Origin of the sequence: Streptomyces sp. NPDC003038 (assembly GCF_040611115.1) — a bacterium.
In the GTDB taxonomy this organism is placed as follows: domain Bacteria; phylum Actinomycetota; class Actinomycetes; order Streptomycetales; family Streptomycetaceae; genus Streptomyces.
Genome location: NZ_JBEXNN010000004.1, coordinates 49,314 through 63,808 on the forward strand (window position 1 = coordinate 49,314; position 14,495 = coordinate 63,808).

The window sequence follows — 14,495 nt, forward strand, 5'->3', positions numbered from 1 at the left end:
GGGGAGACCGGCCATCGGCCGAGTGGTGCCATCCGTTACCGGTCGTCGCTGCGCCTTGCCCGCTGCAGACGAACCGTCACGACCAGCTGATGAGACGGCGGGGGTGTTCCAGGACCGCCGCGATGTCGGCCAGGAAGCGGGAGCCGAGCTCGCCGTCGATGAGGCGGTGGTCGAAGGAGAGGGCGAGGGTGGTGACCTGCCTCGGCTTGACCTTGCCCTTGTGGACCCACGGCTGGAGCTTGATCGCGCCGACCGCGAGGATCGCGGACTCGCCGGGGTTCAGGATGGGCGTACCGGTGTCGACGCCGAAGACGCCGACGTTGGTGATGGTGAGGGTGCCGTTCTGCATGTCGGCCGGGGAGGTCTTGCCCTCGCGGGCCGTGGCGACCAGCGAGGACAGGGCCTCGGACAGCTCGGGCAGGGTCTTGGCGTGGGCGTCCTTGATGTTCGGGACGATCAGGCCGCGGGGGGTGGCCGCCGCGATGCCCAGGTTGACGTAGTGCTTGAGCACGATCTCCTGGGCCGCCTCGTCCCAGGACGCGTTGACCTCCGGGTTGCGGCGGACGGCCACCAGCACGGCCTTGGCGATGAGGAGCAGCGGGTTGACGCGCAGCCCCGCCAGGTCCGGGTCGGCCTTGAGCTCCTGGACCAGCTTCATCGTGCGGGTGATGTCGAACGTCACGAACTCGGTGACGTGCGGCGCCGTGAAGGCGGAGCCGACCATGGCCTGGGCGGTGACCTTGCGGACGCCCTTGACCGGGATACGGGTCTCCCTGGCCTGCGTCCCGGCCGGGACGGCCTGGGCCGCCTGAGCCGCCTGGGCCTGCGCGGCCACCGGGGCCGCCACCGGCTCGGGCGCCGCCGGAGCCTGCGGAGCCTGCGGGGTGAGGCCCGCGGCGGCCGCGGCGTGCACGTCCTCCCGGGTCACGACCCCGCCGTCCCCGGTCGGTACCACCGAGGCCAGGTCGATGCCGAGGTCCTTGGCGAGCTTGCGCACCGGCGGCTTGGCCAGGGGGCGCTCGCCGGCGCCCGCCTCGCCGTTGCCGTTCGGCTGCGCGGGGACCACCGGAGCCACCGGAGCCACGGGGGCAGCGGCCGGGGCAGCGGCCGCGTACGTGCCGTTCTGCGCGGCCGCGCCCGCCACCGGCTTGCGCGGGCGGCGCTTGGTGGAGGCGGTGGAGACTCCGTAGCCGACCAGGACGGGCTGGCGCGCCTCGGGGGCGGCCGGCTCCTCCGCGGCGTCGGCCGGGGCCGCCTCCTGCACCGGGGCCTCGGCGGCGTCGGAGCCGCCCTCCGTCCGCACCGAGATGATGACCTGGCCGACATCGACCGTGGTGCCCTCCTCGAAGAGGAGCGCGTGCACGACACCGTCGAACGGGATCGGCAGTTCCACGGCGGCCTTGGCCGTCTCGACCTCGCAGACGACCTGGCCGTCGGTGACCGCGTCACCCGGCTGGACGTACCACTTGAGGATCTCGGCCTCGGTGAGGCCCTCGCCCACGTCGGGCATTCTGAATTCGCGGATCGTCACAGGGCTCTCCTCAGTACGCCAGCGAGCGGTCGACGGCGTCGAGCACCCTGTCCAGGCCCGGCAGGTACTCGTCCTCCAGGCGGGCCGGCGGGTACGGGGCGTGGAAACCGCCCACGCGCAGTACCGGCGCCTCCAGGTGGTAGAAGCACCGCTCGGTGATGCGGGCGGCGATCTCCGAGCCCACGCCGAGGAACACCGGCGCCTCGTGGACGACCACGAGCCGGCGGGTCTTCTCCACCGACGCCTGCAGTCCGTCGAAGTCGACCGGGGACATCGAGCGCAGGTCGACGACCTCCACCGACTTGCCCTCCTCGGCCGCCGCGGCCGCCGCCTCCAGGCAGACCTTCACCATCGGGCCGTAGGCCGCCAGCGTCAGGTCCGCGCCCTCGCGCGCCACCCGGGCCTTGTGCAGCTCGCCCGGAATGGCCTCGACATCGACCTCGCCCTTGTCCCAGTAGCGCCGCTTCGGCTCGAAGAAGATCACCGGGTCGTCGCTGAGGATCGCCTGCTGGAGCATCCAGTACGCGTCCGACGCATTGCTCGGCGAGACCACCTTCAGGCCCGCCACGTGCGCGAACAACGCCTCCGGGGACTCGCTGTGGTGCTCGACCGCGCCGATGCCGCCCGCGTACGGGATGCGGATGACGACCGGCATCTTGATCTTGCCCAGGGCCCGCGCGTGCATCTTCGCGAGCTGCGTGACGATCTGGTCGTAGGCCGGGAAGACGAAACCGTCGAACTGGATCTCCACGACCGGGCGGTAGCCGCGCAGCGCGAGTCCGATCGCCGTGCCCACGATGCCGGACTCCGCGAGCGGGGTGTCGATGACCCGCTCCTCGCCGAAGTCCTTCTGCAGGCCGTCGGTGATCCGGAAGACACCGCCCAGCTTGCCGACGTCCTCACCCATGATCAGGACCTTGGGGTCCGTCTCCAGGGCCTTGCGCAGCGACTCGTTGAGCGCCTTCGCGATCGACATCTTTTCGATGGCCATGGTGGTCACTCCCCACCCTCGAAGGACGCGAGGTAGGCCGCGAACTGGGCGCGCTCCTCGTCGACGAGCGCGTGCCCGTCCGCGTAGACGTTCTCGAAGATCGCCATGGTGTCCGGGTCGGGCATGGCGCGTACGGCCTCGCGCACCCGCTTGCCCATGGCCTCGCTCTCCGCCTCCAGCTCCGCGAAGAACGCCTCGTCGGCGCCTCCGGTGGCCAGCAGGTGGGCCTTCAGGCGCAGGATCGGGTCCTTCGCCTCCCAGGCCGCCGTCTCCTCGTCCCGCCGGTACTTCGTCGGGTCGTCGGAGGTGGTGTGCGCGCCCATGCGGTACGTGAACGCCTCGACCAGGGTCGGGCCCTCACCGCGGCGCGCCCGGTCCAGGGCCCAGCGGGTCACGGCCAGGCAGGCCAGCACGTCGTTGCCGTCGACGCGGACGCCCGGGAAGCCGAAGCCCTGCGCGCGCTGGTAGAGCGGCACGCGCATCTGGCGCTCGGTGGGCTCGGAGATCGCCCACTGGTTGTTCTGGCAGAAGAAGACCACGGGAGAGTTGTAGACGGCCGAGAAGGTGAACGCCTCGGCGACGTCGCCCTGGCTGGACGCGCCGTCGCCGAAGTAGGCGATGACCGCGGAGTCGGCGCCGTCCTTGGCCACACCCATCGCGTAGCCGGTCGCGTGGAGCGTCTGCGAGCCGATGACGATGGTGTAGAGGTGGAAGTTGTTGGTGTTCGGGTCCCAGCCGCCGTGGTTCACACCGCGGAACATGCCGAGCAGGTTGGTCGGGTCGACGCCGCGGCACCAGGCCACGCCGTGCTCGCGGTACGTCGGGAAGACGTAGTCGTCGTCGTTCAGCGCCCGGCCGGAGCCGATCTGGGCGGCCTCCTGGCCGAGGAGCGAGGCCCACAGGCCCAGCTCCCCCTGGCGCTGCAGGGCGGTCGCCTCGCCGTCGAAGCGGCGGGTCATGACCATGTCGCGGTACAGACCGCGCAGGTCGTCGGTGGTGATGTCGGCGACGAAGGGTGCGAATTCCGCGTTCTCCGCGCTTTCGACCCGGTCCCCTTCGGGCGTCAGCAGCTGTACGAGCTGAGGTTCGACGTCCTGCGTCTGCGCGGTGGCAGCGGGGGTCGTGCGGGCGCTCGCGGCGCCTGCGGCCCGCTTGGTGCCGCTGCTGCGTCGCGGCTTGCGCGCGGCAGTGCTCTCCACGGTCACGTGTGCTCCTCCGTCGGTCCGGCACCCGGGTTCTCCGGGGTCCAGTGCGGCTCACCTGTATCCGTACCCGCGCACGGGGTGGGTGCGCGTCGCGTACGGGATTCAGGCGTGACAGGTGCCCCGGCGAGTGCCCTGCGCTATGCACGTTACCCAGTGCGCCGCATAACTGCGAAACCCCGTTTGACCTGCGATTTTGCTTGGATTACCAAGTAAATCCGCAGAAACGGGAACAACCACTGGTCACAGCCTTGCAGGGGGCCGGAACAACGGCACGTTATCCCGGGTAACCCCGTCAGGGAAGGGGTGAGTGTGTGAAACTGACTTCGTGCGCGAAGACGGAAAAATCAAGGTATTCCTCCTGGACGACCACGAAGTGGTACGTCGGGGCGTTCACGAGCTGTTGTCGGTCGAAGAGGACATCGTCATCGTCGGCGAGGCGGGTACGGCCGCCGACGCGCTGGTCCGCATCCCCGCCACCCGCCCTGACGTGGCCGTCCTCGACGTCCGCCTGCCGGACGGCAGCGGCGTGGAGGTGTGCCGCGAGGTGCGCTCCGTGAACGAGGACATCAAGTGCCTGATGCTGACCTCGTTCGCCGACGACGAGGCGCTGTTCGACGCGATCATGGCCGGCGCCTCGGGCTACGTCCTCAAGGCGATCCGCGGCAATGAGCTGATCAACGCCGTACGGGACGTCGCGGCCGGCAAGTCGCTGCTGGACCCGGTCGCCACCGCCCGGGTGCTGGAGCGGCTGCGCGACGGCAAGAACGGCAAGGACGACGACCGCCTCTCGCACCTCACCGACCAGGAGCGGAAGATCCTCGACCTGATCGGCGAGGGTCTGACCAACCGCGTCATCGGCGAGCGGCTGCACCTGGCCGAGAAGACCATCAAGAACTACGTCTCCAGCCTGCTGTCCAAGCTGGGCATGGAGCGCCGCTCCCAGGCCGCCGCCTACGTGGCCCGCCTGCAGGCGGAGAAGCGCTAGGCCCAATCCCGGTCCGGGTCCCGCGCGACACGCCGGTCGATTCGGGACCAACGTCCCAGATTAGCCGACAACTTCAATTCCCGGGACGCCCGGCTGTGGTCGGTGCAGTTCACCGGCACCGCGCGGATCGTGGAACCGACCACCGCCGAACTGGAGCTTTTCGGCCCGGGTCCGCCTTTCGTGGACGGAGCGGTCTTCGACCCCGTCCATATGCGGATCGAACCGCAGTTCGTCACCGTGCACTCGCTGGCCGGGAATGCGGACCGGCAGTACCAGCACGCACGCTGACCAGTACGTATTCGTCCAGATACGGGGACGGGCCCGGCGGAATTCGTGATTCCGCCGGGCCCGTTCGCGCAGATCGCTCCCGCAGGTCATTCCTCGTCGTTGCCGTTGCCCGTCGCCGGGGGCGACGGCGGCGGCGACTTGGTCGCCGAGGTCTTGGACGGCGACGGCGAGGCCGACTGCGACGCGGACTTCGACGGCGACGGCGACGAGGAGGCGGACTGCGAGGGAGAGGTCGACGCGCTGACGCTCGGCGCCTTGCTCCGGGTCTGGGTGTACGAGGGTTCGGAGTACGAGGGAGCCTCGGTCGTGCTCTGACGGGGCGGCGTCGTCTCCGGGGCGCCCGCGGAGCTCGGCTGCCCGCTGGAGGAGCTCTGGGTGACACCGCCCGGGGTTTTCGTGTCCTTGTCCTTGGCTCCGACGCTGTTGACGGCGAACGCCACACCGCCCGCGACCGCGATGACCGCGAGCACCGCGAACAGCCACAGCTTCCAGCGGCTGTCACCGCCGCGGTCGTCATAGCCGTCGTAGCCACCCGGGCCGCCGCGACCGCCCCGGCCCGCGCCGCCGGGGAAGGCCGAGCCATCGTCCGGGTTCAGCGGCGGCACCATCGGCTGCTGGAACTGCGAGGTCGAGGCGTGCGAGGTGTACTTCTGCTGTCCGCCGTTGCCGCCCACGGGCATCGCGGAGGTGTTGCCGCCCGGCGCCCCGTGCGGCAGGGCCATGGTGACCGGGCCGGTGTTCCAGGTGCCCGTGTTCGGCCCGTGGTCCTGCAGCATCTGGAGCGCGTACTGGACCAGCCCGCGCATCTCCTCGGCGCTCTGGAACCGGTCGTCCGGGTCCTTGGCCAGGGAGCGCATGACCAGACCGTCGAGCTCCTTCGGGATGTGGTGGCCCTCCGGCAGCTGCGAGGGCGGCACCGGGGCGTCCTGGACGTGCTGGTAGACCACCGACAGCGGGGTCTCGCCCGTGAAGGGGGGCCGCAGGGCGAGGAGTTCGTACAGCAGACAGCCGGTCGCGTACAGGTCGGAGCGGTGGTCCACGGCCTTGCCGAGGGCCTGCTCCGGCGAGAGGTACTGCGGGGTGCCCATGACCATGCCGGTCTGCGTCATCGTCGACTGCACGCCGTGCAGGGCGCGGGCGATGCCGAAGTCCATGACCTTCACCGCGCCGGACTCGGTGATGATGACGTTCGCCGGCTTGATGTCGCGGTGCACGATGCCGTGCTGGTGCGAGTACGCGAGGGCTTCGAGCACACCCGAGACGATGATCAGCGCCTGGTCGGGGCCCGGGGCCTCCGCGCTGAGCAGCAGCTCGCGGATGGTGCGGCCCTCGACCAGCTCCATGACGATGTACGGCACGGTGGTCGGGCCGACCCGGTCCTCGCCCGAGTCGTACACGGCGACGACGGCATGGTGATTGAGCCCGGCGACCGACTGCGCCTCGCGCGTGAAGCGGGCCTTGGAGACCGGGTCTTCGGCGAGGTCGGCGCGCAGCAGCTTCACGGCGACGGTACGGCCCAGCCGTACGTCCTCGGCGGCGAACACCTCGGCCATGCCGCCACGGCCCAGGCGATGGGTCAGCCGGTAACGGCCGTCTCCCACCAGGCCGCCGGCGCCCCAATGCTCAGGACCATCGGTCATCCCGGCGCCGTTTCCCTCGGGTTCGGGTGCCATCAGTCCTCGCCGTCGTCTCTCTCGGCCGCCGCTCAGCGGTAGTCCTCTTCTTGGTGCTCCAATGAACGCTACAGCCTCGGCACCGGTCACCGTTCGGGCCGGAGCAGCCGGTGGCCCCGTGGTTACGGAAAGGGCACCTGGCTTGACGTGAGCTTGCCCTCCGGCAGACTGGGCGCCACATGCGCTCAGCCAGAGGCGTAGGGACACATCCCGAGGGGAAGCAACAGTCATGAGCCAGGACGGCACTCAGGGCCAGTACGCGGGCGGCTCTCTGGCCGGTGGCCGTTACCAGCTAAGGGACTTGCTCGGCGAGGGCGGCATGGCGTCCGTCTACCTGGCGTACGACTCCGCGCTCGACCGGCAGGTCGCCATCAAGACGCTGCACAGCGACCTCGGCCGCGAGCAGTCCTTCCGGGAGCGGTTCCGCCGCGAGGCCCAGGCTGTAGCCAAACTGTCGCACACGAACATCGTCTCGGTATTCGATACGGGCGAGGGCGAGCTCGGCGGCGCGGTCATGCCGTACATCGTCATGGAGTACGTGGAGGGGCAGCCGCTCGGCTCCGTGCTCCAGGCCGACATCACGCAGCACGGGGCGATGCCGGCGGACAAGGCGCTGAAGGTGACGGCCGACGTGCTGGCCGCCCTGGAGACCAGCCACGAGATGGGCCTGGTCCACCGCGACATCAAGCCGGGCAACGTCATGATGACCAAGCGCGGCGTGGTCAAGGTGATGGACTTCGGCATCGCCCGGGCCATGCAGTCGGGGGTCACCTCGATGACGCAGACCGGCATGGTCGTCGGCACCCCTCAGTACCTGTCGCCCGAGCAGGCGCTGGGGCGCGGGGTCGACGCCCGCTCCGACCTGTACTCGGTCGGCATCATGCTGTTCCAGCTGCTGACGGGCCGGATCCCCTTCGACGCCGACTCCCCGCTGGCGATCGCGTACGCGCACGTACAGGAGGAGCCGGTCGCTCCGTCCACCATCAACCGGTCGGTGACCCCGGCGATGGACGCACTGGTGCTGCGCGCCCTGCGAAAGAACCCGAACGAGCGCTTCCCCACGGCCGCGGCCATGCGCGACGAGGTGCTGCGCGTGCTGTCGGCCGGCCAGGCCGGGGCGCCGGTCATCGTCCAGGGCCACGGGCCGGTGAGCAGCGGCGCGGGCGTCGGGTCGGCGGTGTTCCCGCCGGTGGACTCCGGCTTCCAGGCACCGCCGCCGCACTCGCTGCAGCAGCCCTACCAGGCGCCGCACACCCCGGGGCCGTCCCCGTACGCGCCGACGCCCGCGCCGCAGTCGCACGCGCAGGGCGGGTACGCCTATCCGCCGCAGCAGCACGCCCCGCACACGCCCCCGCCGCAGCAGTACGCGCCGCAGACCCCGCCGCCGTACACCATGTCGCCGACCACGCACGGCGGGTCCGGCGCGGGCGGGAGCGGCGCCGGCTCCAGGCGGAACACGCCGGTGGTCGCGGGCGCGATCGCGGTGGCGCTGCTCGCCATCGGCGGTCTGATCACGGCGCTCTCGATGAACGGCGACGACAAGGGCAAGGACGAGGGGAAGGGGGGTACCCCGGCGGCGGGAACCTCCACGTCCGCCTCCGCCCAGGCCGGTCACAAGGGCCCGGACACCTCGCGCACGATCGACGCGGCCAAGTGCAAGGAACCGAGGAAGCACCACAGCGACCCGGGCAAGTACGTGGCGCCGGACTTCCGCTACAAGAACGTGCTCTCCGTGAAGGCCTGCATTCAGGCCTCGGGCGGCAAGTACAAGATCGTGGAAAAGGACGAGGCGGTGTACGGCCAGGACACCGTGCTGGAGCAGAACCCAGCACCGGACGACAAGATCGACAAAGAGGGCACCGAGTACACGCTGACCGTTTCGACGGGCAACCCGTCGTAGCGCGTGACGCAACAGCGCGGTAGCGCACACCGGTAGCCCCGCGACCGGGCCGCGGCGGCCCGCGAGGGCGGTGGCCCCGGGCTGCCGCGGCCCGCGGCCGCGTCGCACCGTCATCCATCCCGGGCACCCTGATGGGGCGCCCGGGATGCCGCTTTCATCCCGTCATGTAAATCTGAGCGAGACATATCGGCCGCTCGGGACGGGAGGGGCTCCCCGTGAACCAAGGCTTCCGCCCGGCCCGCCGACTGGCCTGTGCCGCCCTGGCCGCCGCGGCGCTGGCGACCGCGGCCCCGGCGTACGCGGTCTCCTCGTTCGGCCCAGCTCTCGCCCCGGCCACCGGCGCCGCCGCGCCGGCGGCCCCCACGCCACCGGCCGGGGAGCAGCCCCCGGAGGCGGCCGGGGAAGTACCGCAAGAGGTCTACGAGCAACTCGCCGGCAGTGCGGCCGGGGTCGGGCGGGAGCGGCCCGGGCGGCCCGCGGCCGAGCCGCCGGACCAGGAGATGGTGGCCGCCGCCCGTCCCCGGCCGGTGCGTCCGCGCACCGAGCCCGTCACCCCGCCGCCCGTGGCGACGCCGAGCCCGCCGCCCGAGACGGTCACCGCGATCGGCACCGAGCGCAACGACCGGGCCGCCGACCTGGCGGCGCACATACTGCCGCTCGGCACCGGCTTCGCCCTGATGGGCGTGGGGCTCGGCTATCTCGGCATGCGGCTGCGCAGAGGCATCTAGTGCTGTGAACTGAGCCGCGCGTCCCCCTTGGGATGTACGCCCCGGGATGGTTGTGGGCCGCGAACATACTCGGTATACATACTCGGTATGTCGATCCGTCACGGCCTTCTCGCCCTGCTGGAACGGGGTCCTCGGTACGGCTCCCAACTGCGCACCGAATTCGAATCCCGCACCGGCTCCACCTGGCCGCTCAACGTCGGGCAGGTGTACACCACGCTCGCCCGCCTGGAGCGCGACGGCCTCGTCGCCCCCGGCGGCGAGGACGCTGCCGGACACACCCTGTACGCCATCACCGACACGGGACGCGCCGAACTGCGCGAGTGGTACGAGCGTCCCGTGGACCGCGCCCACCCTCCCCGTGACGAGCTGTCCATCAAGCTCGCCATGGCCGTGGGCTCCCCCGGCGTGGACATCCGCGCCGTCATCCAGTCCCAGCGGCACGCCACGATCCGGGCGATGCAGGACTACACCCGGCTCAAGGCCCAGGCACTCACCGCGGTCGAGAGCGGGCAGTCCCGCGAACGCGACGACGTGGCCTGGCTGCTGGTCCTGGAACAGCTGATCTTCCAGACCGAGGCCGAGGCCCGCTGGCTCGACCACTGCGAAGCCCGGCTCGTGCGGCTCTCCCTGCCGGCCGACCGGAGAGCCGCCCGTCCCGAACCGTCCCAGGCCGCCGAAACCGAACCCGACCCCGAAACCACAGCCGAAACCGAACCCGAAACCACAGCCGACCCGGCCGCGACAGCGACCGCGAGCACGGCCCCGCCCACCGCCACCCGGCCCCGTACCGCCCGCTCGCGGCGGGGCTGAACCACCGTTCCAGGGGGGACCCTTCATGCCCGACCAGCACCAGCCCGAGCGGCCCGTACTGCAGTTGGACCAACTCGTCCGCACACACGGCAGCGGCGCCACCGAGGTGCACGCCCTGCGCGGCATCAACCTCTCCGTCTTTCCCGGCGAGCTCGTCGCCGTCATGGGCCCCTCCGGCTCCGGCAAGTCCACGCTGCTCACCCTCGCCGGCGGACTCGACACCCCCACCAGCGGACGGGTGATCGTCGAAGGAACCGACATCACCACGGCGAGCCGCAAGCAGCTGGCCGCCCTGCGCCGGCGCAGCATCGGGTACGTCTTCCAGGACTACAACCTGATCCCGGCCCTCACCGCCGCCGAGAACGTGGCCCTGCCCCGCGAACTCGACGGCACCTCCGCCCGCAAGGCCCGCGCCTCCGCGCTCGCCGCGCTGGAGGAGATGGGCCTCGGGCAGCTCGCCGACCGCTTCCCCGACGAGATGTCCGGCGGCCAGCAGCAGCGCGTGGCCATCGCCCGCGCCCTCGTCGGCGACCGCCGCCTGGTGCTCGCCGACGAACCCACCGGCGCCCTCGACTCCGAGACCGGCGAATCCGTTCTCGCCCTGCTGCGCTCCCGCTGCGACGCGGGCGCGGCCGGGGTCCTCGTCACGCACGAGCCGCGCTTCGCCGCCTGGGCGGACCGCGTGGTCTTCCTGCGCGACGGCAGCGTGGTCGACGAGACCCTGCGCAGCCGGGCCGACTCCCTGCTCTCGGGGCAGGCGGCCGGCCAGTGACCTCCTCGCTCCAAGGCTGGTACCACTCCTGGGTCGCGGCGGTCCGGATCGCCCGCCGCGACGCCTGGCGCGCCAAGGGCCGCAGCGCCCTCGTCCTCGCGATGATCGCCCTGCCCATCGTCGGCGTGAGCGCCGCCGATCTCACGCTGCGCAGCGCCGAACTGTCCGCCGAGCAGACGCTGGCGCGCAAGCTCGGCAGCGCCGACGCCGAGCTGAGCTCCACGGGCATGGGCGTGCCCATCTACCAGCAGCCGTCCGGCGCCAACTACGCGCCGGTCGGCGGCCACGACTCCTACGACCCGTCGAAGGGCTCGAAGGAGGAGACCCCGCAGGTGCTGCAGTCCGCCATCCCGGGCGGCGCCCAGACCGTCAAGGACAGCCGCGGCCACGCCAAGGTGCGCACCACACACGGGCTGCTCGACACCGAGCTGCGCGAACTGGACGCACACAGTCCGCTGGTGAAGGGCCTGTTCACCCTCGACCGCGGCCGGCTGCCGCAGGCGGCGGGTGAGGTCATCGCCACCACCGCCTTCCTGGAGCACTCCGGCTTCTTCGTCGGCTCCTCGGTCACACCGCGCCATGCGGTCTCCTCGTACAAGATCGTGGGCGCGTACGAGCTGCCCTCCGAGCTCAAGAGGCCGGAGATCCTCGCCCCGCCCGGGACCCTGCTCGCCCCGCTCGACAAGGCCTTGCAGGCCGCCGACGCCCGCGGAGTGGGCGCCAGTGACACCTACCTCGTCACGGTCGGCGGCGATGGTTTCACGTGGAACATGGTCAAGGAGGCCAACGCCAAGGGCGTGCTCGTCACCTCCCGCGCCGTCACCCTCGACCCGCCCGCCGACTCCGACGTGCCGCTGTACCAGCAGGAGTCCAAGGAGCAGTTCGAGTACGGCAGCAACCGGGCCGTCGAAATGGCCGTACTGGCCACCGTCGTGGGCCTCGCCATGCTGGAGATCTGCCTGCTGGCCGGCCCCGCCTTCGCCGTCGGCGCCCGGCGCTCGCGCCGCCAGCTCGGCCTGGTCGGCTCCAACGGCGGCGACCGCCGCCACATCCGGTCCATCGTGCTCTCCGGCGGCCTGGTCATCGGCGCCGCGGCCGCCGTCTGCGGCACCGCCCTCGGCGTCGCCCTCACCATCGGACTGAGGCCGGTGCTGGAGAACCAGCTCGGCAACCGCTTCGGCCACTTGGACGTCCGCCCGCTGGAGCTGCTCGGCATCGCCCTCCTCGCCGTGCTGACGGGCCTGCTGGCGGCGATCGTCCCGGCTGTCACCGCCTCGCGGCAGACCGTCCTCGCCTCGCTCACCGGGCGCCGCGGAATCCGCCATTCCAACCGCGTCCTGCCCCTCGTAGGACTGATCGCCGTCGGTGTCGGCGCCGCGATCGCCCTGTACGGCACGACGTCCCGGATGGGTTCCACCGTCGTCGCGGGCGGCAGCGCCATCGCCGAGCTCGGCATCGTCGCCCTCACCCCCATGCTGGTCGGCCTGTTCGGGCGCCTCGGCCGGTGGCTGCCGCTGTCGCCGCGGCTCGCGCTGCGCGACGCCGTGCGCAACCGCGGGCGTACGGCGCCCGCCGTGGCCGCCGTACTGGCCGCCGTCGCCGGTACCGTCGCGGTGGCCACGTACCAGCACAGCAGCGACATCCAGCGCCGTCACGAGTACGTGGCCGACCTGCCGCACGGCACCGGGGTGCTCAGCGCCGACAACACCGCCCACAAGGAGCTGCCCGCCCTGCGCGAAGCCCTCGCCAAGGAACTCCCGCTGTCGGTGCGGGCCGACGTGGACCGGCTGGTCGTCGGCAAGCCGGGCTGCGACGGGCGCTCCTCGAAGACGGGCTGCGGCCGGACCGAGATCATCAAGCCCAAGGAACAGCGCTGCCCGCTCTTCGAGGGCGTCGACGGCCCCGCCTCCTTCACCGAGGCGCAGGCGCGGGAACTGCGCCAGGACTGGCGCTGCGAGCAGAGCCGGTACGGCGCCTCGTCCGACACCGTGGTCGCCGACGAGAAGCTGCTCACCGCGCTGGCCGTCACCGACCCGGGCACCGTCGCGGCCCTCAAGGCGGGCAAGCCGGTCTCCTTCGACAAGCGCAACGTCAAGGACGGCAAGGTCACGCTCCGCGTCATCACCGACGCGGACGCCGCCGACACCGCCGCCATGCGGGGCGAGGAGCCGCCCGGCGAGGACAAGGTGCTCACCGTGCACCAGGCCCCCGACACCGCCGAGGGATGGGGCATCCAGCTGGTCCTGCCGGCCGGAGCCGCCAAGGCGGCCGGGCTGGCCACCGCGCCCGCCGGCTCGTACTTCGCCCTCGACGGGTCGGCCACGACCGAACAGCGGCAGAGGCTGGAGGGTGAGATCGACCGGATGGGTGTGGACGCGTTCGTCCGCATCGAGGCCGGGTACCAGGGCAACGACGGCCTGGCCCTGCTCGCCCTCACCGTCTTCGCGGGCCTGGTCACCATCGGGGCGGCGGGCATCGCCACCGGACTCGCCCAGGCCGACGCCGAGGCCGACCTGAAGACCCTGGCCGCCGTCGGCGCCCCGCCGCGGGTGCGGCGCACGCTCAGCGGCTTCCAGTGCGGGGTGGTCGCCCTGATGGGCGTCGTCCTGGGCTCGGCGGCCGGAATACTGCCCGCGGTCGGGCTCCGCCTCACGGAGCGGCGCGAGTTGGAAGAGCTCTACCAGTCCGGCATCAACAGGGGCTTCGAGGCGGCGGACGCCGTGCCGTACGTGCCCATAGCGGTGCCCTGGGAGACCCTCGCCGGACTGCTGGTCGTGGTGCCGCTCGGCGCGGCGCTGCTGGCCGCGCTGGTCACCCGGTCCAGCGGAGCGCTGGCGCGGCGGGCGGCGGGATAGTCCGCCCGAGCCGATCCCGGTGCCCCCGTACAGGGTGGATCACGCCTGTACGGGGGCACACCGAGTGAGGACGAAGGTGTACGAGACAATGGCGGCATGGAGATGCCGAGGAGTGAACGGTCGCAGGAAAGCCCCCCGAACGTCCTGATCGTGGGACAGGACGGGATGGCGGTCGGCGGCGCCGATGACGAGTCGCGCGAGGTCCCGGTGACGGAGATGGTCGAACAACCCGCCAAGGTCATGCGGATCGGCAGCATGATCAAGCAACTCCTGGAAGAGGTACGTGCCGCGCCTCTCGACGAGGCCAGCCGGGTCCGGCTCAAGGACATCCACGCGGCGTCGGTGAAGGAGCTCGAGGACGGGCTCGCACCGGAGCTCGTGGAGGAACTGGAGCGGCTCTCCCTGCCGTTCACCGAGGAGGCGATTCCCTCCGAGGCGGAACTGCGCATCGCGCAGGCCCAGTTGGTGGGCTGGCTCGAAGGCCTCTTCCACGGCATCCAGACGGCCCTGTTCGCGCAGCAGATGGCGGCGCGGGCCCAGCTGGAACAGATGCGCCGCGCGCTCCCGCCCGGCTCCCACCACGACGACGATGACGAGGACGGCGCGCACGGGGCGATCCGCTCGGGCCCGTACCTCTAGCCGCCGGCGGTCAGCGCAACAACGGCGGGCCCGGATCGCACCCTTGCGATCCGGGCCCGCCGTCGCGGTGCGGCCCCGTGCCGGGGCGCGGTGCCGCGGCCCCGGGAACCGCGACCAC

General features: G+C 71.7%; 11 protein-coding genes and 1 pseudogene. 8 read left to right on the plus strand and 4 right to left on the minus strand.

Going from position 1 to position 14,495, the window contains the following annotated elements; all coding sequences use genetic code 11:
- Window positions 1-76: 76 nt before the first annotated feature.
- The 3 genes from ABZX75_RS06775 to pdhA are packed head-to-tail and all read right to left on the minus strand — an operon-like array spanning window position 77 to window position 3,727.
- Entirely contained in the window at window positions 77-1,510 is a 1,434-nt protein-coding gene (locus ABZX75_RS06775) for a dihydrolipoamide acetyltransferase family protein (protein WP_355409074.1), read from the minus strand.
- A gap of 31 nt (window positions 1,511-1,541) precedes the next feature.
- Window positions 1,542-2,522, minus strand: a complete 981-nt coding sequence (locus tag ABZX75_RS06780; RefSeq protein ID WP_355408604.1) for an alpha-ketoacid dehydrogenase subunit beta — start codon at window positions 2,520-2,522, stop codon at window positions 1,542-1,544.
- Window positions 2,523-2,527: 5 nt separating this feature from the next.
- Complete coding sequence (gene pdhA, locus ABZX75_RS06785) at window positions 2,528-3,727, minus strand: pyruvate dehydrogenase (acetyl-transferring) E1 component subunit alpha (RefSeq protein ID WP_355408606.1); 1,200 nt, start codon at window positions 3,725-3,727, stop codon at window positions 2,528-2,530.
- 325 nt (window positions 3,728-4,052) lie between these two features.
- Here pdhA and ABZX75_RS06790 point away from each other — a divergent pair, with 325 nt between their 5' ends.
- The gene (locus tag ABZX75_RS06790; protein ID WP_355408608.1) at window positions 4,053-4,712 is read left to right on the plus strand and encodes a response regulator transcription factor; all 660 of its coding nucleotides are present in this window, start codon (window positions 4,053-4,055) and stop codon (window positions 4,710-4,712) included.
- A 63-nt stretch (window positions 4,713-4,775) separates the two neighbouring features.
- Window positions 4,776-5,000: pseudogene (locus tag ABZX75_RS06795) on the plus strand (pyridoxamine 5'-phosphate oxidase family protein); the annotation flags it as partial.
- Window positions 5,001-5,086: 86 nt separating this feature from the next.
- Here the strand turns inward: ABZX75_RS06795 and ABZX75_RS06800 are convergent.
- Window positions 5,087-6,673: a protein kinase gene (locus ABZX75_RS06800; protein WP_355408610.1), complete on the minus strand. Its 1,587-nt coding sequence runs from the start codon at window positions 6,671-6,673 to the stop codon at window positions 5,087-5,089.
- A gap of 229 nt (window positions 6,674-6,902) precedes the next feature.
- Here ABZX75_RS06800 and ABZX75_RS06805 point away from each other — a divergent pair, with 229 nt between their 5' ends.
- The 6 genes from ABZX75_RS06805 to ABZX75_RS06830 all read left to right on the plus strand — a co-directional run bounded on the left by ABZX75_RS06805 (window position 6,903) and on the right by ABZX75_RS06830 (window position 14,377).
- On the plus strand, window positions 6,903-8,573 hold the full coding sequence (locus tag ABZX75_RS06805) for a protein kinase (RefSeq protein WP_355408612.1): 1,671 nt from the start codon (window positions 6,903-6,905) through the stop codon (window positions 8,571-8,573).
- Window positions 8,574-8,788: 215 nt separating this feature from the next.
- Window positions 8,789-9,301, plus strand: a complete 513-nt coding sequence (locus ABZX75_RS06810; RefSeq protein WP_355408614.1) for a hypothetical protein — start codon at window positions 8,789-8,791, stop codon at window positions 9,299-9,301.
- A gap of 87 nt (window positions 9,302-9,388) precedes the next feature.
- A complete protein-coding gene (locus tag ABZX75_RS06815; protein WP_355408616.1) occupies window positions 9,389-10,111 on the plus strand; it encodes a PadR family transcriptional regulator in 723 nt (240 codons plus the stop codon).
- A 25-nt stretch (window positions 10,112-10,136) separates the two neighbouring features.
- Window positions 10,137-10,883 (plus strand): ABC transporter ATP-binding protein, encoded by a 747-nt coding sequence (locus tag ABZX75_RS06820; protein WP_355408618.1) that lies wholly within the window; start codon window positions 10,137-10,139, stop codon window positions 10,881-10,883.
- Between the two features lie 101 nt (window positions 10,884-10,984).
- The gene (locus ABZX75_RS06825; RefSeq protein WP_355409076.1) at window positions 10,985-13,738 is read left to right on the plus strand and encodes an FtsX-like permease family protein; all 2,754 of its coding nucleotides are present in this window, start codon (window positions 10,985-10,987) and stop codon (window positions 13,736-13,738) included.
- Window positions 13,739-13,834: 96 nt separating this feature from the next.
- Window positions 13,835-14,377 (plus strand): bacterial proteasome activator family protein, encoded by a 543-nt coding sequence (locus ABZX75_RS06830; protein WP_355408620.1) that lies wholly within the window; start codon window positions 13,835-13,837, stop codon window positions 14,375-14,377.
- Window positions 14,378-14,495 lie beyond the last annotated feature (118 nt).